Annotated in this window: 17 protein-coding genes; 3 read left to right on the top strand and 14 right to left on the bottom strand. The window is 71.8% G+C overall.

Going from position 1 to position 20513, the window contains the following annotated elements; genetic code table 11:
- Positions 1-48: 48 nt before the first annotated feature.
- From SOM35_RS14970 to SOM35_RS14960, 3 genes are read right to left on the bottom strand one after another with little or no spacing between them, the layout of a single operon-like run.
- Positions 49-279 (bottom strand): hypothetical protein, encoded by a 231-nt coding sequence (locus SOM35_RS14970; RefSeq protein ID WP_320516010.1) that lies wholly within the window; start codon positions 277-279, stop codon positions 49-51.
- A gap of 49 nt (positions 280-328) precedes the next feature.
- Positions 329-730, bottom strand: a complete 402-nt coding sequence (locus SOM35_RS14965; protein WP_320516009.1) for an SRPBCC family protein — start codon at positions 728-730, stop codon at positions 329-331.
- A 34-nt stretch (positions 731-764) separates the two neighbouring features.
- Positions 765-3230: a GH92 family glycosyl hydrolase gene (locus SOM35_RS14960; RefSeq protein WP_320516008.1), complete on the bottom strand. Its 2466-nt coding sequence runs from the start codon at positions 3228-3230 to the stop codon at positions 765-767.
- Positions 3231-3389: 159 nt separating this feature from the next.
- Between SOM35_RS14960 and SOM35_RS14955 the strand changes: the two genes are divergently transcribed.
- Positions 3390-4559, top strand: a complete 1170-nt coding sequence (locus tag SOM35_RS14955) for a MalY/PatB family protein (RefSeq protein ID WP_320516007.1) — start codon at positions 3390-3392, stop codon at positions 4557-4559.
- A 3-nt stretch (positions 4560-4562) separates the two neighbouring features.
- On the opposite strand, the gene nagB is transcribed toward SOM35_RS14955, so the two are convergent.
- Positions 4563-5348, bottom strand: a complete 786-nt coding sequence (gene nagB / locus SOM35_RS14950; protein ID WP_111073850.1) for a glucosamine-6-phosphate deaminase — start codon at positions 5346-5348, stop codon at positions 4563-4565.
- Positions 5349-5422: 74 nt separating this feature from the next.
- Here nagB and SOM35_RS14945 point away from each other — a divergent pair, with 74 nt between their 5' ends.
- The gene (locus tag SOM35_RS14945; protein WP_320516006.1) at positions 5423-5902 is read left to right on the top strand and encodes an NUDIX hydrolase; all 480 of its coding nucleotides are present in this window, start codon (positions 5423-5425) and stop codon (positions 5900-5902) included.
- A gap of 58 nt (positions 5903-5960) precedes the next feature.
- On the opposite strand, the gene SOM35_RS14940 is transcribed toward SOM35_RS14945, so the two are convergent.
- From SOM35_RS14940 to SOM35_RS14925, 4 genes are read right to left on the bottom strand one after another with little or no spacing between them, the layout of a single operon-like run.
- On the bottom strand, positions 5961-7031 hold the full coding sequence (locus tag SOM35_RS14940) for an ABC transporter ATP-binding protein (RefSeq protein ID WP_320516005.1): 1071 nt from the start codon (positions 7029-7031) through the stop codon (positions 5961-5963).
- A complete protein-coding gene (locus tag SOM35_RS14935; protein ID WP_320516004.1) occupies positions 7028-7939 on the bottom strand; it encodes an ABC transporter permease in 912 nt (303 codons plus the stop codon). Before SOM35_RS14935 ends, SOM35_RS14940 begins: the two co-directional genes overlap by 4 nt.
- Positions 7936-8907, bottom strand: a complete 972-nt coding sequence (locus SOM35_RS14930; RefSeq protein ID WP_320516003.1) for an ABC transporter permease — start codon at positions 8905-8907, stop codon at positions 7936-7938. Before SOM35_RS14930 ends, SOM35_RS14935 begins: the two co-directional genes overlap by 4 nt.
- Before the next feature lie 5 nt (positions 8908-8912).
- The gene (locus SOM35_RS14925; protein WP_320516002.1) at positions 8913-10055 is read right to left on the bottom strand and encodes an ABC transporter substrate-binding protein; all 1143 of its coding nucleotides are present in this window, start codon (positions 10053-10055) and stop codon (positions 8913-8915) included.
- Positions 10056-10311: 256 nt separating this feature from the next.
- Here SOM35_RS14925 and SOM35_RS17360 point away from each other — a divergent pair, with 256 nt between their 5' ends.
- Positions 10312-10395, top strand: a complete 84-nt coding sequence (locus tag SOM35_RS17360; RefSeq protein WP_341850142.1) for a YdeI/OmpD-associated family protein — start codon at positions 10312-10314, stop codon at positions 10393-10395.
- 15 nt (positions 10396-10410) lie between these two features.
- Here SOM35_RS17360 and SOM35_RS14920 read toward each other — a convergent pair whose 3' ends face one another.
- The 6 genes from SOM35_RS14920 to SOM35_RS14895 form a co-directional block, all read right to left on the bottom strand.
- Complete coding sequence (locus tag SOM35_RS14920) at positions 10411-12012, bottom strand: NAD(P)H-hydrate dehydratase (protein ID WP_320516001.1); 1602 nt, start codon at positions 12010-12012, stop codon at positions 10411-10413.
- A gap of 196 nt (positions 12013-12208) precedes the next feature.
- Positions 12209-13504: an ice-binding family protein gene (locus tag SOM35_RS14915; protein ID WP_320516000.1), complete on the bottom strand. Its 1296-nt coding sequence runs from the start codon at positions 13502-13504 to the stop codon at positions 12209-12211.
- Positions 13505-13796: 292 nt separating this feature from the next.
- On the bottom strand, positions 13797-16850 hold the full coding sequence (locus tag SOM35_RS14910; RefSeq protein WP_320515999.1) for an alpha-mannosidase: 3054 nt from the start codon (positions 16848-16850) through the stop codon (positions 13797-13799).
- Positions 16851-16921: 71 nt separating this feature from the next.
- Complete coding sequence (locus tag SOM35_RS14905; protein ID WP_166780812.1) at positions 16922-17752, bottom strand: carbohydrate ABC transporter permease; 831 nt, start codon at positions 17750-17752, stop codon at positions 16922-16924.
- 68 nt (positions 17753-17820) lie between these two features.
- On the bottom strand, positions 17821-18771 hold the full coding sequence (locus SOM35_RS14900; RefSeq protein WP_111073858.1) for a carbohydrate ABC transporter permease: 951 nt from the start codon (positions 18769-18771) through the stop codon (positions 17821-17823).
- A 115-nt stretch (positions 18772-18886) separates the two neighbouring features.
- The gene (locus tag SOM35_RS14895) at positions 18887-20245 is read right to left on the bottom strand and encodes an extracellular solute-binding protein (RefSeq protein ID WP_320515998.1); all 1359 of its coding nucleotides are present in this window, start codon (positions 20243-20245) and stop codon (positions 18887-18889) included.
- Positions 20246-20513 lie beyond the last annotated feature (268 nt).

Raw genomic sequence — 20513 nt, 5'->3', positions numbered from 1 at the left:
CGGCGAGGGCGCTCAGCGGGCGCGGACGACTGGCCGGCCGGCCGGGGACTAGCGACCCTGGCTGCGCGCTGCCCGGCGCTGCGCGAGGACGCCCTGGACCGCCCAGACGACGAGTCCGACCAGGACGACGACCATCCCGCCGACGAACCACGCACCGGCGCCGATGTCCGCGTCCCCCGCCGGGGTGTTCGCGTTGCTGACGCCGCCGACGACGAGCATCACGGCCCCGCAGACGACGAGGACGATCCCGATCAGGGCGGTGGGGCGGCGATGCTGCATGGCACGAACACTAGTGCTCGGCGCGCAGGACCAGTGCGCGGACCGCACTTCAGCTGCCGGGCTTGCGGCGGACGCACTGTGCGAGTCGCTCGAGGTCGGCCGCGACCGCCTCGACGTCCCGCGCGAACGCGGCGTCGTCGAGTTCGATCTGCCGGACGGTGAAGACCACCTCTGCGCCGTCGGGATGTCCGATCACGCGGACTGCGTTCCGCACCACGGTCCCGGACGGCAGGGTCACGTCGTGGTCGAGGACGCCGAAGTGGTTCCGCTCGACGAACCGGACCGCGACCCGCCCCATCGGGGAGTCGACCAGCAGCTCGTCCCCGTCCCGGACGACGGCGCCCTGGGCGAGGCCGGCCGCCCACTCCGGCAGGTTGTCCACGTTCGACGCGTACTCGTAGACGACCTCTGGCGCCGCCGGGATGACCTGACTGACGTGGTGGCTCCGCATGGCGGCATGCTCGCACACGGGGCCGGGTGCCCTGCTACCGGTCCTGCGGCCGGTCCCGAGGGGCGGTCGCCCACTCGGTGTCCGGCGTCGCCCCGACCCGGAGCGACAGCGTGCCACCCCGGTTCACGAAGGACGCCGGCACCCACGACCCCGTCAGCGTCCGACCGTCGAGCCGCGCACCCTGCACGTACTGGTCGGTGCCGGAGGACCGGATCACGATCCGCTGCCCGGTCGCCCGCCGGATGTCGACCGTGCTGAACGTCGGGCTGCCGATGAGCATCTCGGCCCGTCCCGGCGTCTGCGGGTAGAGCCCGATCGAGGCGAACACGTACCAGGCGCTCATCGTGCCGAGGTCGTCGTTGCCGGGCAGTCCGCTCGGACCGGTGCCGTAGGCGTCGTCGACGACCCGGCGGACGGTCTCCTGCGTCTTCCACGGCTGGCCGAGCGCGTTGTACATCCACGGGGTGTGGATGTCGGGCTCGTTGGTCGGGTCGAACTTCGTCGCGTCGCCGCCGGTCACCGCGAAGGCACCGGACTCGTCGTGGAAGAAGGTGTCCAGGCGTGCGACCGCAGCCGCGTCACCACCGAGGGCAGCGGACAGGCCGCTGACGTCCTGCGGCACGAGCCAGGTGTACTGCGCGCTGGTCCCCTGCGCGAAGCCGACGCCGGTGGACGGAGCCCACCCGGGCGTCCAGGACCCGTCGGCCTGCCGGGCTGCCTGGTACCCGACGGCCGGGTTGAACGTGTTCTTCCAGTACGTGCCACGGGCGGCGAACATCCGGGCGTCGGACCGCAGTCCCAGCGACGAGGCCCACGAGCCGAGGGCGCTGTCGGAGATCGAGTCCTCGAGCGTCTCGGCGGCGCCGCCCCAGCAGTGGCAGTCGTCGTTCGCCGCGTACTGGCGCTGCAGGTACTGGTCGAGCCCGGGCCGCTGCGCGAGGCACTGCCCCGGGCACCCGATGTCACTCAGCGCATCGGCGTTCTGCACGGTCGCCTGCTTCCGCAGCGACTGGTAGGCGGCACGGACGTCGAAGTTCCGGACCCCCATGGCGTACCAGGTGGCGAGCGTCGCCGCGGAGGGGTCACCGGTCATCACGTGGGTCGGCGCTCCGAGGTGCAGCCACCGGTCCCAGATCCCGCCGTTCTGCTGGGCGAACCGCAGCATCGACTGGGCCATGTCCCCGGCGACGTCCGGCCGCAGCAGGGCGAGCAACTGGATCTGCGCCCGGTACTGGTCCCAGCCGGAGTACGTGCCGTAGACGGCGCGGTGCCCGCGGTCGATGCGGTGCACCCGCATGTCCGGGCCGAGGTACCGGCCGTCGCGGTCGTTCAGCGTGTTCGGCTGCATGAGCGCGTGGTACACCGACGTGTACAGCTGCGTGGTCCGGTCCGCGGTGCCGCCACCGACCCGGATGCGCGACAGTTCGCGGTTCCAGGAGGCTCGGGTCGCCGCCGCCACGCTGGCCACGCTCGCGTGCTTCCGCACCTCGGCGTCCCGGTTCGCGACTGCGCCCGCGGCGCTGACGTACGAGATGCCGATCCGGGCGTGCACGGTGGCCCCGCGACGCGCGTCGAAGCCGACCCACGCGCCGGAGCCGCGTCCGGCACGGTCGGCGCCGGTGAGGTACCCCTCCCCACCGGAGGCGTGCGTGCCTCCCGGCTGGGCGGTCCCGTCCTTCCAGGTGCCGGTCGTCGTGAAGTCGCGGTCGAAGGTGGCCGTGAAGTACAGGCGGTAGTAGCTGCGGCGGTCGGGATTGGTGGCGCCGCCGCCGTTCGCGCGGCGGCTGCAGAACCCGCCGGTCAGGACGCTGCCGCTCACCGTGCGGGTGCGGGCGTCGACGCGGGTGTCGGCGGACTCGCTGCCGTTGATCGAGTTCGAGGTGCGGAACAGCAGGTTCGCGGCCTGCCCGGCCGGGAACGCGAACTCGCCGATGCCGGCACGGGTAGTGACGGCGAGGTCGGTGCGGACACCGTTGTCGAGCTGGACGGAGTAGCGGCCGGGGCTGGCGGACTCCTGGTCGTGCGAGTACCCGGCGGCGTAGACCGCGTCGGTGGTGTCCGCGGAGGGCGACGTGGTCACGGCCGTCGTGATCGGCATGATCGGCACGTCACCCGCGGCGCCCGGGGCGCAGCCGGCGCCGTTGAGGTGGGTCAGGCTGAACCCGCGCAGGCGGTTCACGTCGTACGAGTAGCCGTTCGCGACCGGGGTCGAGGTCTGGTCGCCCTTCGTGCCGGTCGGGCTCCACTGCATCATCCCGAAGGGCGCGGTCGCGCCGGGCCAGGTGTTGCCGTCGTGGCTGGTCCCGATGAACGGGTCGACGGAGGCGGCGGGGTCGGTGACCGGCCGGGAGGCCGTGGTCACCCCCGCAGCACCGGTCGCGGTGGCGGCGGTGGCCGGCGCCGCGACCACCCCGGTGCCGAGCAGCGCGGCGATCGTGGCCGCTGCGGCGAGCGGGACCGGACGGAAGGGCGGGCGACGGTGCACGCGGGAGCGGTTCACGAGGGCGACGGTAGCCCCCTCGGACGGGGGACGCACGCGGTGTCACGGAGCGGTCGGGTGGTGTTCACGTCGTGGTCGCCCGCACGCCCGGTCCGTTCGGCGAGTCGGGTGTGCCGCTGCCCCTGGTCGGCGGCCGTCCGGACTGCGAGGATGACCCGCATGAGCGTCATGGTCTCGCTGTTCGATGCCCGCCGGACCCGCACGAGCGAGAAGTACACCGTGTACGGCGCGGACGTGCTGCCGATGTTCGTCGCGGAGATGGACTGCGCCCTCGCCGAACCCGTGCGGGACGCCCTGGTGCGCGCGGTCACCGACGGGGACACCGGCTACGTCGGCCACGGCCGGGCGCTGCCCGAGGCCTTCGCCGACTTCGCCGCCGACCGGTGGGACTGGGCGGTCGACCCGGACCTGGTGCGGACCACGACGGACGTCTCGGTCGCGGCGGTCGAGACGCTCCGCCGGGTGATCGAGCCCGGTGACCAGGTCGTCATCATGCCGCCCGTGTACGCGCCGTTCTGGGACTACGTGACCGAGGCGGGCGGGTCCGTGACCGAGGTGCCGCTCCTGGCCCCCGGGGGCACCGCGGACCCGTACGACACGACGGCCGGGTGGCGGATGGACCTGGACGGCGTCCGGCGGGCGTTCGCCGAGGGTGCCCGGACGGTGCTGCTCTGCAACCCGCACAACCCCCTCGGCCTGGTGCACGACCGGCAGTCACTGGTGGCGCTGGCCCGGCTGGCGGCGGAGTGGGATGCGGTCGTGGTGTCGGACGAGATCCACGCGCCGCTCGTGCATGCCGACGCGACCTTCACGCCGTTCCTCGACTGCTGCCCGGAGGCGGCGACCCTCGGGGTGGCACTGACGAGTGCGAGCAAGGCGTGGAACACGGCCGGGACGAAGTGCGCCCTGATGATCGGCGCCTCGGACCGGGCTCGGGCGTGGTTCGACGGGATGCCGGTCGAGGTCGTCGAGCGCACCGGGATCCTCGGCTACACCGCGAGCGTCGCCGCGTTCTCGGAGGGCGGGCCCTGGTTGGCGTCCCTGCTCGCCGAGCTGGCCACGAACCGGCGGATCCTGGCCGAGGAGCTCGGCGCGGCGCTGCCCGGGGCGGGGTACCGGCAGCCGCAGGCGTCGTACCTGGCGTGGCTCGACCTCCGGGCCCTGCCGTGGGGCGAGGACCCGGCGCTCCGGCTGGTCGACGAGGCGAAGGTGGCGCTGTCGAACGGCCGGGACTTCGGGCGCCAGGGCATCGGCCACGCCCGGCTCAACTTCGGCTGCTCCGAGGAGACCCTCCGCGAGGGCCTGTCCCGCCTGGCCGCCGCCGTCTGACCCCTACTCGAAGCGCTGCCAGGTCGGCTTGTTGGCGTACGTGTAGCGGTAGTAGTCAGCGAGACGGAGGCCCGCGGCCGCTTCCTCGTCGACGACGACCGTGGCGTGCTCGTGCAGCTGCAGCGCCGATCCGGGCACGAAGGACGACAGCGGCCCCTCGACCGCGGCGGCGATCGCGTCCGCCTTCGCCGAGCCCTGCGCGACGAGGACGAGCTCGCGGGCCTCGAGGATCGTGCCGAGCCCCTGCGTCATGCAGTGCGTCGGCACCTGGTCGGGCGAGTCGAAGAAGCGGGCGTTCGCCTCTCGCGTGGACGGTGCCAGGGTCTTGATGCGGGTGCGGGACGCGAACGAGGACGTCGGCTCGTTGAACCCGATGTGCCCGTTCGCGCCGATGCCGAGGATCTGCACGTCGACCCCGCCGGCGGCACGGATCGCGGCGTCGTACTCCTTCGCGGCGAACGCCAGGTCCCCGGCGCGCCCGTCCGGCACGCGGACCCGGCTGGGGTCGAAGCCGAGCGGTCCGACGACGTCGCGGGCGATGACGCTGGCGTACGACTCCGGGTGCTCGAGCGGGATGCCGACGTACTCGTCGAGCGCGAACCCGCGGGCCTGCGCGAACGACAGCTCGCCGGCCTCGACGCGACGACGCAGGTCGGCGTAGATGCCCTCGGGGCTCGACCCCGTGGCGAGTCCGACGACCGCGGACGGCTTCTCCGTGACGACCGACGCGATCTTGGCCGCGGCGACGCGACCGACCTCCGCCGGAGTGGGCAGGATGATGATCTCCACGAGCGCAGTCTACTGGTCATGACCAGTCGACGACAGGGGGCCGACCCGTCGGCCGAGCCCGGTAGCGTGGCGGCATGCCCACCCCCGACTTCGTCCTGTCCCTGCGCGAGAAGGTCGGCACCGAGCTGCTCTGGCTGACCGGCGTCACCGCGGTCGTCACCCGCGGCGAGGGCGACGACCGCGAGCTCCTCGTCGTCCGCCGTGCCGACAACGGCGCGCTGACCCCGGTCACCGGCATCGTCGACCCGGGCGAGGAAGCCGCCGTCGCCGCCGAGCGCGAGGTCCTCGAGGAGGCCGACGTCGTCGCTGTCGCCGAACGCCTGGCCTGGGTGCAGACGCTGGAGCCGATGACCTACCCGAACGGCGACCGCGCCCAGTACATGGACCTCGTCTTCGCCTGCCGCTGGGTCTCCGGGGACCCGTACCCGGCCGACGGCGAGAACACCGAGGCGTTCTGGGCACCGGTCACGAGCCTCCCGGACATGCCGGAGAACATGCGCCGACGGGTCGACGCGGCCCTGGCGGACGAGGTCGCGGCGCGCTTCGAGCGCTGACCGGACGGGAGGCCCGACCCGCGTCCGCCCCGCCCCCTGCGGTCAGGAGACGGAAACGTCAGGAGACGGGTGCCACCGCGACCGGGGCGCCGAGCAACCGGACCGCGACGGGGTCGCCGGACACACGTCGGTCGCCGACCTCGTGCTGGACCGTGACGATGGTGTCGTCGTCGAGCCGGACGGTGGTGCGCCGGATCGACCCGAGGAAGCTCGACGAGACGACCCGTCCGGTGACGCCCTCGGCAGCGAACGCGATGTCCTCCGGTCGGACGTACGCCAGCACCGGGCCGTCTGCCACGGTCAGGTCGAGCGCGGGCACCCGGAAGCCGTAGACGAACACGTCGCCGCCGCGCAGGTCCCCGCCGAGCCGGTTCGACTGGCCGACGAAGTCCGCCGTGAACGCCGACGACGGCGAGCGGTAGAGCTCCTCGGGCGTGCCGATCTGCTCGATGTCGCCGGCGTTCATCACCGCGATCCGGTCGGAGACGGCGAGCGCCTCCTCCTGGTCGTGTGTGACGAACACCGTCGTGATGCCGAGGTCGCTCTGGATGCGGCGGATCTCCTCGCGGAGGGACACCCGCACCTTGGCGTCGAGGGCGGAGAGCGGCTCGTCGAGGAGCAGCACGCGGGGGCGGGTGACGAGCGCGCGGGCGAGTGCCACACGCTGCTGCTGGCCGCCGGAGAGCTGGTGCGGGAACCGGTCGGCGAAGTCGGCGAGGTGCACCATGTCGAGTGCGTCGACGACCCGGGACTTCCGCTCGGACGACGGCACCTTGCGCATCTCGAGCCCGAACGCCACGTTCTGCCGCACCGTCATGTGCGGGAACAGCGAGTACTGCTGGAAGACCATCCCCATGTCGCGCTTGTTCGCGGGGGTGTTGGCCACGTCCTCGCCGTCGATGCGGATGGCGCCGGCGTCGATCGCCTCGAGCCCGGCGAGCGCCCGGAGTGCGGTCGTCTTGCCGCAGCCGGAGGGTCCGAGGAGCGACAGGAACTCGCCCGGCTCGACGCGGAGGGACAGCCCCGCGAGTGCCCGGTGGGTGCCGTAGCGCTTCTCGACGGCGTCGAGCTCGACGACGGCGCCGGTGCCGGACAGGGACGCGGGGGCGGCGGGTGCGGTGGTGGTCATGCGGGGTCCTTGGGGTGGGGACGACGGACGCGCGTGCGGCGCTGCCCGATCCGGCCGATGGCGACGAGCAGCAGGAAGCCGAACACCAGGGCGCCGAGCGAGAAGATCGCGGCGACGTACGGGTCGGTGCCCTGCACGAGCAGCAGTGCGGTCTGGAAGGTGGTGCGGGAGAGGAACGACGCCAGGGTGTACTCGCCCAGGACGACCGTGATCGTGAGGAAGCACGCGGCGAGGATGCCTCGCCGCAGGTTCGGCAGGAGCACCCGCCAGGTCACCGTCCACCACGAGGCGCCGAGCGACCGGGCGGCCTCGGTCAGCGTGATGAGGTCCATCGCGGTGATCGCGGCGGAGATCGGACGGAAGGCGAACGGCAGCGCGATGATGCCGATGGCGAAGGACAGCGTCCACGCACCGGACCCGAACACCTGGGCGACGACCTGGTAGACGGGCACGAAGCCGACGACGAGCACGACGACCGGCACCGTGATCGGGACCAGGCAGACGAACTCCAGGATGCGTCGGAGTCGCGGGTGGTGCAGGGCGGTGATGACCTGGGCGGGCAGCAGCACGAGCAGGACGATCGCGACGGCGATGACCGCGATCAGGAGCGAGGCGCCGAGGCCGTCGAAGACCGGCTGGTAGGTGCCCGCGTTCGCCGGGTCGGCGAGGGCCGTGTAGTGCGCCGTGGTCAGGCTGCCGTCGGTGCCCTGACGGAAGGTGAACTGCAGCAGCGCGACCAGCGGCGCCGCGAAGACCAGTCCGACGACGACCAGGACGACCGCGGCCGTGCCCCGTGACGGGGCCGTGCCGAACCGCGGGACGCGGGCCGGGCCTCCCGTCCGGGCGGGACGGGACGGGCGTGCGGAACGGGCCGGACCTGCCGGATGGGCCGGCGCTCCCGCGCTCACCGCTGCCACCGGGCCGCACGACGCTGCAGCAGCGAGTACGCCGTCATCACGACCGCCATCACGACGACCATGCCGAGGGCCAGGACGCCGGCGACGTTCTGCAGGCCGATGATCGTCTCGCTCGTCAGCTGCGCGCGGATGGTCAGCGGGACGATGCCGCCCTGCGAGATGAGCGCCGCGGCGGTCGCGAACGAGGAGAACCCGTTCGCGAACAACAGCAGCAGCGAGCCACAGAACGCCGGGGCGAGCACGGGCAGGGCCACGCGGCGCCAGTAGGTGAGGCGTGACGCGCCGAGCGTGGCGGCGGCCTCGCCCCACTGCGTCTTGACGCCCTCCAGTGCGGGCATGAACGTGAGGACCATCAGCGGTACCTGGAAGTAGACGTACGGGATCACCAGGCCGGGCACCGTGTACAGGAAGGCACCGTCGGCGTTGAGGTCCCAGTGGAACGTGGACACGAGCCATGCCGTGACGAGTCCCTGGGTGCCGATCGTGGCGATGAACGCGAACGCGAGCATCACGCCGCCGAACTGGGCCAGCACGCTGGCGGCGGAGTCGATCATCGACCGGACGATGCCGTCCGGTCGGAGTGCGGCGAGCGCCCAGCAGACGAGCGCACCGACCACGGCGCCGATCACGGCGGAGGCCGCGGACAGCCCGAACGAGCCGCCGAAGGCCCGCAACACGCTGGGGTCGCCCAGCGCGGCGAGGTTCGCGAGCGTCGGGTGGCCCGACGCGTCGAAGAACCCGGACCCGACCGCGATGACCGCCGGGACGGCGAGGAAGAGCAGCACGTACGCCGCGAAGGGGGTGAGGCCGAGCCACGCGATGCCGCCGCGGCGCCGGACACGGGGTCCGGCGCCGCGGCGGGCGGTGGCATCGGCGGGCGTTCCCGCGCGGGCTGCGGTCGCCTGCTCGCTCGTGACGAGCGTGGCGGCCGGGACCCCGGGGGCCGATGCGGTGGTCATGCTGCTCAGGAGCCCATCGTCGACGACCACTTGGCCGCCAGGACCTTCGCGGCCGCGGTCACCTGGGCGTCGGTCAGCTCGACGGAGTCCTTCGGAGCGCCGCCGGCGGCCTGCAGGGCGTCCTCGTCGACCTTGCCCGACTTCTGGAGCGCGGCGAGGGTCGACGGGAACGCGCCGGCCTGCAGGTACAGGTTCTGGGCCTCCGGGCTGGCGATGTACTCCTGCCACAGGCGGGCGGCCGCGGGGTGCGGCGCGTCCTTGTTGATCGCCTGCGAGTAGTACGAGCTGAGCGCCTGCCCCTCGGGGACGACGGTCTTCCAGTTCTTGTTGCCACTGGCGCCGGCTGCCGGGCCCCAGGCCAGGTTGTTGTAGGACCACTGGACGACGACGGGGGTCTCACCCGAGGCGACGGTGGCCTGCGACGGCAGCACGTTCTGGAAGTTGCCGGCCTGCTTGAGCTTGCCGAAGAAGTCGACGCCCTTCGTGATGTCGTCGGCCGAGCCGCCGTTCTCGAGCGCCGCGAGGTAGACGGCGCTGGCGGCCTGGTTCGCCTGGGTGGGGTCACCGGCGATCGAGACCTTGCCCTTGTACTCGGAGCCGAGTAGGTCGCTCAGGTCCTTGGGGGCGTCCGTGATCTTCGACGAGTCGTACCCGATCGACATCAGGCCCGTGTAGTCACGGGTCCAGGCTCCGTCCTTGTCCTTGAGGTCCGTGGGGATGTCGCTCCAGTTCGCGACCTTGTAGTCCGTCAGCAGGCCGAGGTTCTGCTGCAGCACCGCGTTGCCGAGGTCGAGCACGTCCGGCGCCGTCGACTGGCCCTTCTGCGACTTCACGGCGGCGACCTCGTCGGCGCTCGACCCGTTCGGGTTCGCGCTGTTGATCTTGATGCCGTACTTCTTCGTGAAGCCGTCGATGATCTTGCCGTAGTTCGCCCAGGTCGGCGGCAGCGCGATGACGTTGAGCTGCCCCTCCGCCTTGGCGGCCTTCACCAGGGCGTCCATGCCACCAGCGCCCTGGGCGCTGGTGGCGGTCTTCCAGTTCGCGTCGCTGCTGCTCGTCGAGGCGGAGCTCGTGGCCGAGCAGCCGGCGAGGGTGACGACGGCCGCTGCGGCGAGGGCCAGTCCGGTGAGGGTGCGCTTGTACTGCACGGGGGTGCCTTCCGAGTTCGGGTCCGACCCGTCGGGCCGGTCCGGCTGAGAGCGCCGGTCGGGACGATCGTGGACGCGGCCGGTTTCCGGTCCGTGCTGGAACGGTGAACGGTGGCAGAACAGCGCGTGCGCCTGTACGGTTCCGCCAGGTGACACACAGCCGGGTCATCGGGGCCCGTCGCATGGTCGAGCAGCCGGGAGGCCCGCAGGGAGTTCACGACGACCGTCCTGCAGGCGCGGGTCGCCGCAGCGGGCACTGGTCGACCCGGTGGCGCAGGGGAAGGCACCGGAGACGCGCGCGCGGCGGGTCGAGAAGGCGGTCGAGTCGCTCCGCGGGTGAGGGGTCTCGCGCGGGTCAGGCGCCGAACTCGACCAGGACGCGCGGGATCTCGCCGAGCAGCTCGCTCGCCAGGTACCCCATCGGCCCGACCTGCACCGCCAGCCGGTCCCCCGCGGCGGCATGCACCTGGGTCGCCCAGACGGTCGCCTGCGCGACGTCGGCCCCGCGGGCGAGCAGCCCGGTGATCGCGCCGGAGAGGACGTCCCCGCTGCCGCTGGTGCCGAGGCCGCCGGCACCGGTGCCCTTCGCCCACGAGCGGCCGTCCGGGGCGGCGACGACCCCGCCGAGGGACACGACGGCGCCGTAGCGCTCGGCGATCTCCGCTGCGTCGGTGTGGTCGTCGGAGCTGTCGCGGCCGAGCAGTCGTTCGGCCTCGCCGGAGTTCGGCGTCATCACGAGTCGGCCACGCAACGGAGCGAGTTCGTCGACCAGGTCGGCGGCGACGCCGAGCGCGAAGGCGTCGAGCACGACGACCGTCTCGTCGCCCACCGCCGAGGCGAGTCCGGCGACGAGGTCGCGGCTGCCGTCGGGTTCGTCGAGCCCGGGCCCGACGAGCACCGCGTCCGCCGATCCGAGGTCGTCCGCCAGGCCCTGGATCGCGCCGACGGCCACGTGCCCGCCGTCGTCCTCGGGGAGCGGCTGCACCCCGGATTCGGGCAGGGCGACCGCGACGTGCAGGGCGACGCTCTCGGCGACGGCGAGGGTCAGACGCCCACCGCCGACACGGAGGGCTGCGGTCGCCGAGAGCATCGCAGCCCCCGGGGTCTTCGCGGCGCCGCCGACGACGAGCACCTGACCGCGGCCGTACTTGCTGCCGCCGACCTCGGGCAACGCCCACCCGCGGAGCAGGTTCGGGGTGACGGGGATCGGCTCAGACACGGGCGTCGTCCTTCCGGCCTTCGTGTTCGTGACGGCGGCGTCCGGGTCCTCGTCGAGGTGTCCGGTGCCCGAGAACTCCTCGAGCGTCCACGGACCGCCGAGGGTGTCGCGTCGGAGTCGGGTCAGGGACGCGTTGGCGACGGTGTGGTCCTCGGCGAAGGCCATCAGCTCGGGCTCGTCGAGGTCCAGGCACACGGCCATGGCCAGCATCACGACCGCGTCGTGGGCGGCGATCACCAGACGGTCGGCGTCCTGGATGCGGTCGACGTCGGCGAACAGGGTGCGCAGCCGGAGCATCACGTCGACCCAGGACTCCCCGCCGGCGGGCCGGTGGTAGTACTTGCCGAGCCACTGCCGGCGCTGCTCCTCGTCGGGGTGCAGGTTGGCCGACCCGCTGCGGGTGAGCCGGTCGAGGACGCCGAGTTCCCGGTCGCGCAGGCGCTCGTCGACCCGACGCGGGGGTTCGGTGAGCCCGCCGGCCTCGAGCGCGATGCTGATCGTCTGCTGCGCGCGGCGGTAGGGCGAGACCCACAGCACGACGGGGACGTCGTCGACTCCGCGCTCGGCGAGTTCGGCGCCCAGTGCCCGCGACTGCTCCTCGCCGAGGGGGCTCAGCGGGACGTCGGCGTCGCGGTGGTCGACCTCGATGACGTCGGCCCCGGCGGCGTGCGCACGGGCTGCTGCGACGTTCGCGGTGGACTCGCCGTGACGGACGAGCCAGATCTCGGTGACGGCCATGGCCGCGACGCTAGCCGGGAGGCGCTGGACCGGTTCACGGGCGGGCGTCGACCCGCCGTCACTCGCGACCACGGCCCAGCGCCCAGCGCCCAGCGCCCAGCGCCACCATCACGGGCCCGGGGCACACAGCACGGCACCGCCCGTCCGGAGACGAGCGGTGCCGTGTGGTGTGGTGTGCGAGTGGTGCGGCTCGGAGTCAGACCCGCGCTGCGCGACGACGTCGGGCGACGACGGTCAGGCCGATGCCCGCGGCCAGCAGCACCCCGGCGATGCTCAGCGGGACGGTCGGGTCACTGCCGGTGAAGGCCAGCGTCCCGGTCGGGGTCCGCCCGTTGCCGGTGCCGGCGCCGCCGGTCGGGCTGCCGGTCGGGGTCGTCACGGCCGGCGTGGTGGCCGTCGGTGTCGGCGTGGTGGGCGTCGGTGCCGGAGTGGTCGGCGTCGGGGTGGGGGTCGGTGTCGGCGTCGGCGTCGGCGTGGGCGTCACGACGCGGACGGTGACGACCTGGGTGTCAGCAGGTCCGGTGCCGTTCGAGGCGGTGATCGTCACGGTCGAGGAACCCGGGGCGGTCGGGGTGCCGGAGATGACGCCGGTGGTGCTGTTGATCGTCAGGCCGGCCGGCAGACCCGTGGCGGTGTAGGTCGGGGTCGGCGTGCCGGTGGCGGTCACGGTGTAGCTGTAGGGCTGACCCGTGGTCGCGGCCGTCGGCGTCCCGGACGTGATCGTCGGCGCAACGGCCGGCGTGGGGGTGGTGGGCGGCGGGCAGGTCTGCGCCGGGGTGATCGTGTTCGTGTCGAGCGTCACGGCGCCGTTCAGCGCGAGCAGCCGTCCCTGGACGGTCGCTCCGGTGGCAGCCGTCACGGAGGTGTTCGCGAGGACGGTGCCCTGGAACTGCGACGAGGTCTGGATGGTCGCGGAACTGCCGACCTGCCAGAAGACGTTGCACGAGCTCGCGCCACCGGTGATCAGGATCTGGGTGCCGCTCCCGATCGTCAGCGACGAGGCCGCCTGGAACACCCAGGTCGACTGCGCGTTGCCGTTCAGGGTGAGGGTGTTGTTGTCCGACAGGTTCAGCGCGCCACCGGAGTAGACACCCGGCACGAGCGGTGCGCGGTTGTCGAGGTCGGTGACGTCGACACCGTTCGGCTGCAGCGCCGCGGCGGTGTTGTACGCGACCAGGGCGTCCTGCTGCGCCTGCGCCGCCTCGGTCCGGGTGCGGGTGGTGCCGTTGACGACGCCGTTCGGTGCCGCTCCGAACCCGGTGATCGAGGTCCCCGGGTACACGCCGAGGTCACCGTTGACGACGGTCGGGCCGGTGTTGGTGACGGCACTGCCGCCGAGCACACCGTAGGTCGCCGCGGTCCCGAGCTTCACGGGCCCGTCGATCTCGGTGGCGGCGGAGGCGCCGGACGACGCCATGAGGACGAGCGACGCTGCGAGGCCGAGCGCGGCACCGCCCGTCATGACTCTGCGGACGAGCGGGGAGGTGGCCATTGCGGAACCTGACTGGTTGAGGGAGAAACACAGTGCGACCGTCGACGACGCGCGCATGATCTCCGTGTCCGCAGTATGCGCGTGATCGGCCCTGATCGGGGAAGAAGCCGGAAAGCGCGGTGCCGTTCGGACACATTCCCAGGCTGCAGGACTCCGGCGCACAGAAGGAGTGGCATGATGTCCCCCTTCTCGGGGACACGATCAGACCCCGACCCCGACGGGCCGGGGCGCACGAGCGGCGCCGGACGGGTGCACCCAGAGCCCCGTCCGACGCCGCGGTCTCGCGTCCGCCTCAGGCTCGCCGGACCCGCAGGGTGACGAGCTCGAAGGGCCGCATGGTCAGGACCACGGGCGTGCCGTCGCCCCAGGGGCCGGCCCCGTCCAGCGGGCGTTCGAGCAGGTCGACCCGGGTCACCCCGGCGACGGCGAACCCGAAGTCGACGCCGACGTCGGTCGCCCGACCGCCGAGTGCCTCGTAGAACCGGACGACGACGTCGCCGGAGCGGTCCTCGGCGAGCTTCACGGCCTCGACGAACACCTGCGGCGACGACACCGTCACGAGCGGCTCCACGACGCTGTCCCCCGGCACGGCACGGACCGGCAGGTTGAGCCGGTACCCGGAGTCCGCCGCGTCGAGCACCGAGGCGCCGACCCGCAGCACGGTCCGGAACACGTGGTGGCCCTGGTCGGCCTCGGGGTCGGGGAACTTCGGCCCGCGCACCAGCGACTCCCGCACCTGCGTCGTGGTCCCGCCGTCGGCGCGGGTCCGCCGGGTGACGTCGTGGCCGTAGGTGGAGTCGTTCGCGACGGCGACACCGAACCCGGGTTCGGCGACGTGCACCCAGCGGTGGGCGCTCGTCTCGAAGCGGGCGAAGTCCCACGAGGTGTTCTGGTGCGTCGGCCGGTCGATGTGCCCGAACTGGATCTCGCTCGAGGCCTGGTCGGCCTTGAGGTCGAGCGGGAACGACAGCTTCAGGAGCTTCTGCTGCTCGTGCCAGTCGGCCTCGGTCTCGACGACGATCTCCGGCTGCCCCTGGGTCGCGGTGTACCGGGTGGTGACGGTGGAGCGGCCGAACGGGCGGACCACGACGAGCGCGTCCCCCTCGACGGTGACGCTCGTCGCCTGCAGCACCGACCCGTGCCGCTGGTAGGCGCGGTCGATGTCCCACGCCTCCCACTGGTTCGGGGTGTCCCGGAACACGGTGTACTCGGCGGCGGCCTCCCCCGGCGCGACGGCGTCACGGCCGGTCGCGTGGTCGACGAGCGAGACGACGTGCCCGGCCGCGTCGACGATCGCCGTGACGGCGCCGGTGTCGAAGACGAAGCGGTCGCCGTCCCGGACGGGAGGCACGGGTCGCGCCGCGTCGACCGGTTCGGCACCCAGCGCGCGGACGCCGTCGGCGGGGACCGGGGACGCGTTGAACCGGACGTGCGTGGCGGCGGAGGGCGTGCCTCCCGGCCGGTCGGCGGTGTCGGAGGCCGGACCACCGGTGGCGAGCGTGGTCGTCGCGGTGCCGATCAGCTCCTCGAGGACCCCGGCGACCCGGGCGTACTCGGCCTCGGCGTTCTCGTAGACCCACGCGATCGACGAGCCGGGCAGGATGTCGTGGAACTGCTGCAGCAGCACGGTGTGCCAGGCGGACTCGAGTGCGTCGTACGGGTACTCCTGACCGAGCCGGACGGCTGCGGTGGCGGCCCAGAGCTCGGCCTCGCGGAGCAGGTGCTCGGAGCGGCGGTTGCCCTGCTTCGTGCGGATCTGCGACGTGTACGTGCCGCGGTGGAACTCGAGGTACATCTCGCCGGACCACACGCCGGGGGTGGGCAGGGCGCGCTCGAGCTCCTCGAACACCTCGGCCGGGGTGCCGAGCTCGACCCGCGGGGAGCCGTCCAGGTCATGCTGCCGGCGGGCGGCCGCGACCATCTCGCGGGTGGGGCCGCCACCGCCGTCGCCGAAACCGTAGAGCAGCATCGAGGTGTTCGCGACGCCGCGCTCCTTGTTGTTCCGCTCGCCGCGGTGCAGGTCGGCGGGCGAGACGTCCGAGTTGTAGGTGTCCGCCGGGGGCAGGTGGGTGAGGACCCGCGAGCCGTCGATGCCCTCCCACAGGAACGAGGTGTGCGGGATGACGTTCGTCTCGTTCCACGACGGCTTCTGCGTGACGAACCACTTCGAGCCCGCGGCCCGGACGATCTGCGGCAGGGCGCCGGTGTAGCCGAACGAGTCGGGGAGCCAGGCCTCGGGGGTGTCGACGCCGAACTCCTCCAGGAAGAACCGCTTGCCGGCGACGAACTGGCGGGCCAGGGCCTCACCACCGGGCAGGTTCGTGTCCGACTCGACCCACATGCCGCCGACCGGGATCCACCGGCCCTCGGCGACGCGCTGCTTGATGCGGCCGAACACCTCCGGGTACTCGTCGCGGATCCAGGCGTACTGCTGCGCGGACGAGCAGGCGAAGGTGAAGTCGGGGTCGCGGTCCATCAGGTCGAGCACGTTCGAGAAGGTGCGGGCGCACTTGCGCTTCGTCTCGCGCACCGGCCACAGCCAGGCGGAGTCGATGTGCGCGTGCCCGACCGCGATCGCCCGGTGCGCCGACCCGCTGGCGGGGACGGCGAGCGCGCCGGCCAGGACGGCCCGGGCGTCGGCGGCGGTGCCGGCCACGTCGTCCGGGTCGAGCGCGTCGGCGGCCCGTTCGAGCACGCGGAGGACGTCGGCGCCGCGGGTGCCGTCGGTCGGCAGTTCCGCCATCAGGCCGCGGAGCACCCAGAGGTCCTGCTGCAGTTCCCAGACGGTGTCGTCGCGCTCGACGACCTCCAGGGCGCGGAGCCGGTAGATCGGGGCGTCGCCGGCGGTGTGCTTCGATCCGAGCGGGGTGGCGCCCTGGAACGAGTCGCCGCCGATGTCGGGGTTCGCGCCGGCCTCGATGTAGAGCGTGAACGACTCCCCCGGGCCGACCTGCAGCGGGACGCTGTCGTTGAGCGGCTCGATGGCCTTGATCGTGGAACCGTCCGGACGCCAGGCGAGCCCTTCGGCCTGGAACCCGGCCTGCCGCTTGGTGAAGCCGAGGTCGACGTGCAGCTCGGCGGTGGTGCCCGGAGCGGTGCCGAAGTCGGCGGGGACGGTGCCGGTGACCTTGAACCACGTTGTGCCCCACGGCCGGCCGCCCCACGGGGAGCCGACGGTGAACGGTTCGTACTGCTGGGTGACGGCGTCGGCGAAGGGCACGGGTTCGTCGGGGACCTGCCAGGCCTCGACCGTGACCGGCGAGGCGCGGCGGTGGACGTTCGGGTCGACGCGGTCCCGCACGAGTCGTGCGATCCGGGCCTCGACGAGGGGTTCGTCCTGGTGCATGGAGCGGTTCCTTTCAGTGCGCGTGCGCGGCGCTGCGCCCGCGCGCGTGGCGTGGATGGGGGTGCGGACCGTCAGCCCTTGATGCCGCCGGCCAGGGCGTTGCCGCCGCCGAGGCCGCGGGACACCAGCACGTAGAGCGCGATGACGGGCACCGAGTAGACGATCGAGAACGCGGCGAGCTGCCCGTAGGCCACAGCCCCGTTCTGTCCGAAGAAGTTGAAGATGCTCACCGCGGCGGGCACCTTGTCGGGCGAGAGCAGCAGGACGAAGGGGACGAAGAAGTTCCCCCACGCCTGGATGAACACGAAGATGAACACCACGGCGATGCCCGGTCGCATCAGCGGGATGACGATCCGCCACAGCGTCGTGAACATCGACGCCCCGTCGGTCCAGGCCGCTTCCTCGAGGGAGATCGGGACCGCGTCCATGAAGTTCTTCGCCATCCAGATCGCCATCGGCAGGCTGGTCGCGGCGAGGAAGAAGATGCAGCCGTAGATGTTGTCGATGAGGTTCAGCGACACGAACAGCGCGTAGACCGGCACCATCATCGCGGTGATCGGCAGGCCGGTGCCGAACAGGATGCTGTACAGGAACGGCTTGTTGACGCGCATCTTGTACCGGGACAGCGGGTACGCGGCGAGGATCGCGACGACCACCGTGACGACCGCCGTCCCGCCGGAGAGCAGCAGGCTGTTCGCGAGCGGGATGAACGACAGCTCCGGGGTGAGCACCTTGGTGAAGTTGTCGAGCGTGAACTGCGACGGCAGCTTCACCGACAGCGACGCCTGGGCGTCGAACGAGGCGAACACGAGCCAGAGCAGCGGCACCGCGAAGCAGACCGCGATGACGAGCAGCACGGTGTTCGCCACCCACCGCATGGTCCGGCCACGCGGCGAGGTCATGTGCAGCGACCCCGGCGCGATCACCGAGCGGGTCGTGGTCTGGTCGAGGGACGGGGCTGTGATGGCCATCAGTCCACCTCCGGCTTGAGCGCGCGGATGTAGATGATCGAGAAGACCGCCCCCACCACGAGCAGGATGGTCGCGATCGCCGTCCCGAAGCCGAGCTGCGAGAACTTGAACGCCTCCTGGTACGCCAGGATCGGCAGGGTCGACGAGTTGGTGCCCGGCCCGCCACCGGTCATCACGAAGATGAGGGTGAAGACGGACAGCGTCTGCAGGGTCGTCAGCATGAGGTTCGTGGAGATGCTCCGGCGGATCACCGGCAGCGTGATGAAGACGAGTCGCTGCCATCCGGTGGCGCCGTCCACCTCGGCCGACTCGGTGATCTCCTCGGGGACCTCCTGCACGGCGGCGGAGTACACGAGCATCGAGAACGCGGTGCCGCGCCAGATGTTCGCCAGGATGATCGCGACCATCGGGAACGTGTAGAGCCAGTTCGCACCGGTGATGCCGAACACCGACAGGAACGAGTTCAGCGTCCCCTCGTCGTTGAAGAACGCGTACGCCGCGAACGACGCCACGATCTCGGGCAGGACCCAGGCCGCGACGACGAAGGTGCCGACGATCGAGCGGACGACCTTGTTCGCCGCTCGCATCAGCAGCGCCAGGCCGAGTCCGAGCACGTTCTGCCCGACGACCGCCGAGGCCAGCAGGAACACCACGGTCAGGATGACGGACTTCGGGAAGTCCTTGTCCTGGAACAGCTCGACGTAGTTCTTCATGCCGACGAACTGCTGGTCGGCAGCGCCGGCACCGGTCAAGGCCGAGTTCGTGAACGACCCGTAGAACGACGAGATGACGGGGCCGAGCAGGAAGATCACGAGCAGGACGAGTGCCGGCAGGAGCGGGACCGCTCGGCCGACGTTGCGGAGCGGCTTGCGCTTCCGCGGGACGGGTGGGTCGGTGCGTCTCGGCGCGCCGGGCGCCGGGACCACCGGCGCGAGGGGAGTGCTGGTCATGCTGGGTGCCTTCCAGAACAGCTCACGGTGATGAGTGGGGACGGGACGGGAGGCGCGGTGCGGGCTGGCACCGCGCCTCCCGTCCGACGGTCGGTCGGGTCAGGACACGGTCGCGTCAGCGCGCGGCGACCGTGTGCTCCTTGCCGACCACACCGACCACGGCGTCGTCGTAGGCGGCAGCGGCTTCCTTCGGTGACTGCTGTCCGGTCATCACCGACTCCATGGCGACCTGGATCGCGTTCGAGATCTGCGAGTAGTCACTCGTGGCGGGGCGGAAGTTCGTGTGCTCCACCAGGCCCGAGAAGAACTTGAACGTCGGGTTGGCGCCGGTGTACTCCGGGTCCTCGGCGACGTCCTTGCGGACTGCGATCTGGCTGTTCTCGGAGTCGTACTTCAGCGAACCGTCCTTGTTGAGGAAGGTCGTGATGAAGTCGAACGCCGCCTGCGGGTTCTTCGTCTTGGCGCCGACCGCCAGGGTCCAGCCACCGGACATGCTGTTGTAGCCGGGCTCCTGACCGTTCTGGGTCGGCATCGCGGCCTGGCCCATCACGTCGTTCCACTCGGACCACGGCGCGGTGCCGGACTTCAGCCACGTGCCGGACTGCCACGAGCCGTCCAGGTCGATCGCGAGCTTGCCCTTCGGCAGCCACGTCTGCGCAATGGTGGTGCCGACGTTGGGGTCGAGCGCCTGCTGTGGTGTCGGGCCGAGGCCGCCCTGGTAGACGTCCTTCACGAACTGCAGCGAGTCCTGGAACTGCTTCGAGCCCGTGACCCACTTCTTGTCCTTGTAGAGCGTGTTGCCGGAGCCGTCCGCGCCGTACAGCAGCATCTCGAAGCCCTGCATGGTGGACGCTTCGCCCTGCGCCTTGCCCGAGTAGATGTTGAACGGGATGGTGTCCGGCGACTTCTGCTTGATGGTCTTCGCGGCGGCGAGCACGTCGTCCCAGGTCTTGGGCTGCCACGGAACGGGCAGGCCGACCTTCTTGAAGATGTCCTTGTTGTACCAGAGAGCGCGGGTGTCGGTGCCCATCGGGACGCCGTAGGTCTTGCCGTCCACGCCTTCACCGGCCTGCTTGGCGTTGTCGTAGAACTGGCTCCAGTCCTTCCACTTCGCCGTGTACTCGTCCAGCGGCAGGAGGTACCCGGCCTGGGCGTCGGCCTTGACGAGGAACGTGTCCTCGTACATGACGTCGGGGGCGGTGGCGGGCGCCTTGTTCATCAGCGCGAGCTTCGTGTAGTAGTCGTTGCCCTGGGCCTGGATCGGGACGAGCGTGACCGTCTTGCCCGGGTTGTCCTTCTCGTACTCCTTCTTGACGACCTTCATCTGGGCGTCGAGCTGCTGGAAGGCACCGTACTTCTGGTACGCGATCTTGATGGTGTCACTCGAGGCGGACCCCGAGCTCGAGCAGCCAGCGAGACCCACTGCGGCGACTGCCACGGCTGCGAGTCCGGCGATGATGCGGGTGCGTTTCATCGGTGCTCCTTTGCACGGGTGAAGGTCGCGGACTCCGTTGCCCGCGTTGCGCAGTTAGTCCACCGTATGGATTAAACGGTGTCAAGACATGCGCGGAAAGTGCGGCCGGTTCGTGATCTGCCCGGCGGGGCCGGGCCGGGCATGCCCGCCGGCCGCCGCTCGCCCGCCGCCGGTTTCGCACTGGGCGACAGTCCGCGGGTGGCGGCACGCGAACCGTGTCGCTGGGCGCGAACGCGGCCGCGGGCGGCGGCGGCGGCCGGGCGGCGGC

The sequence above is a fragment of the Curtobacterium sp. CFBP9011 genome, from assembly GCF_034045095.1.
GTDB lineage: Bacteria > Actinomycetota > Actinomycetes > Actinomycetales > Microbacteriaceae > Curtobacterium.
Note: the sequence above shows the minus strand (reverse complement) of the source record. Positions and strands in the feature narration are given on the sequence as shown.

Coding starts and splice junctions, on each gene's coding strand:
- SOM35_RS14955 (WP_320516007.1), top strand. CDS start 3,390: ATGAGCGTCATGGTCTCGCTGTTCGATGCCCGCCGGACCCGCACGAGC.
- SOM35_RS14915 (WP_320516000.1), bottom strand. CDS start 13,504: ATGGCCACCTCCCCGCTCGTCCGCAGAGTCATGACGGGCGGTGCCGCG.
- SOM35_RS14940 (WP_320516005.1), bottom strand. CDS start 7,031: ATGACCACCACCGCACCCGCCGCCCCCGCGTCCCTGTCCGGCACCGGC.
- SOM35_RS14905 (WP_166780812.1), bottom strand. CDS start 17,752: ATGACCTCGCCGCGTGGCCGGACCATGCGGTGGGTGGCGAACACCGTG.
- SOM35_RS14965 (WP_320516009.1), bottom strand. CDS start 730: ATGCGGAGCCACCACGTCAGTCAGGTCATCCCGGCGGCGCCAGAGGTC.
- SOM35_RS14900 (WP_111073858.1), bottom strand. CDS start 18,771: ATGACCAGCACTCCCCTCGCGCCGGTGGTCCCGGCGCCCGGCGCGCCG.
- SOM35_RS14945 (WP_320516006.1), top strand. CDS start 5,423: ATGCCCACCCCCGACTTCGTCCTGTCCCTGCGCGAGAAGGTCGGCACC.
- SOM35_RS14920 (WP_320516001.1), bottom strand. CDS start 12,012: ATGGCCGTCACCGAGATCTGGCTCGTCCGTCACGGCGAGTCCACCGCG.
- SOM35_RS14895 (WP_320515998.1), bottom strand. CDS start 20,245: ATGAAACGCACCCGCATCATCGCCGGACTCGCAGCCGTGGCAGTCGCC.
- SOM35_RS14910 (WP_320515999.1), bottom strand. CDS start 16,850: ATGCACCAGGACGAACCCCTCGTCGAGGCCCGGATCGCACGACTCGTG.
- SOM35_RS14970 (WP_320516010.1), bottom strand. CDS start 279: ATGCAGCATCGCCGCCCCACCGCCCTGATCGGGATCGTCCTCGTCGTC.
- SOM35_RS14930 (WP_320516003.1), bottom strand. CDS start 8,907: ATGACCACCGCATCGGCCCCCGGGGTCCCGGCCGCCACGCTCGTCACG.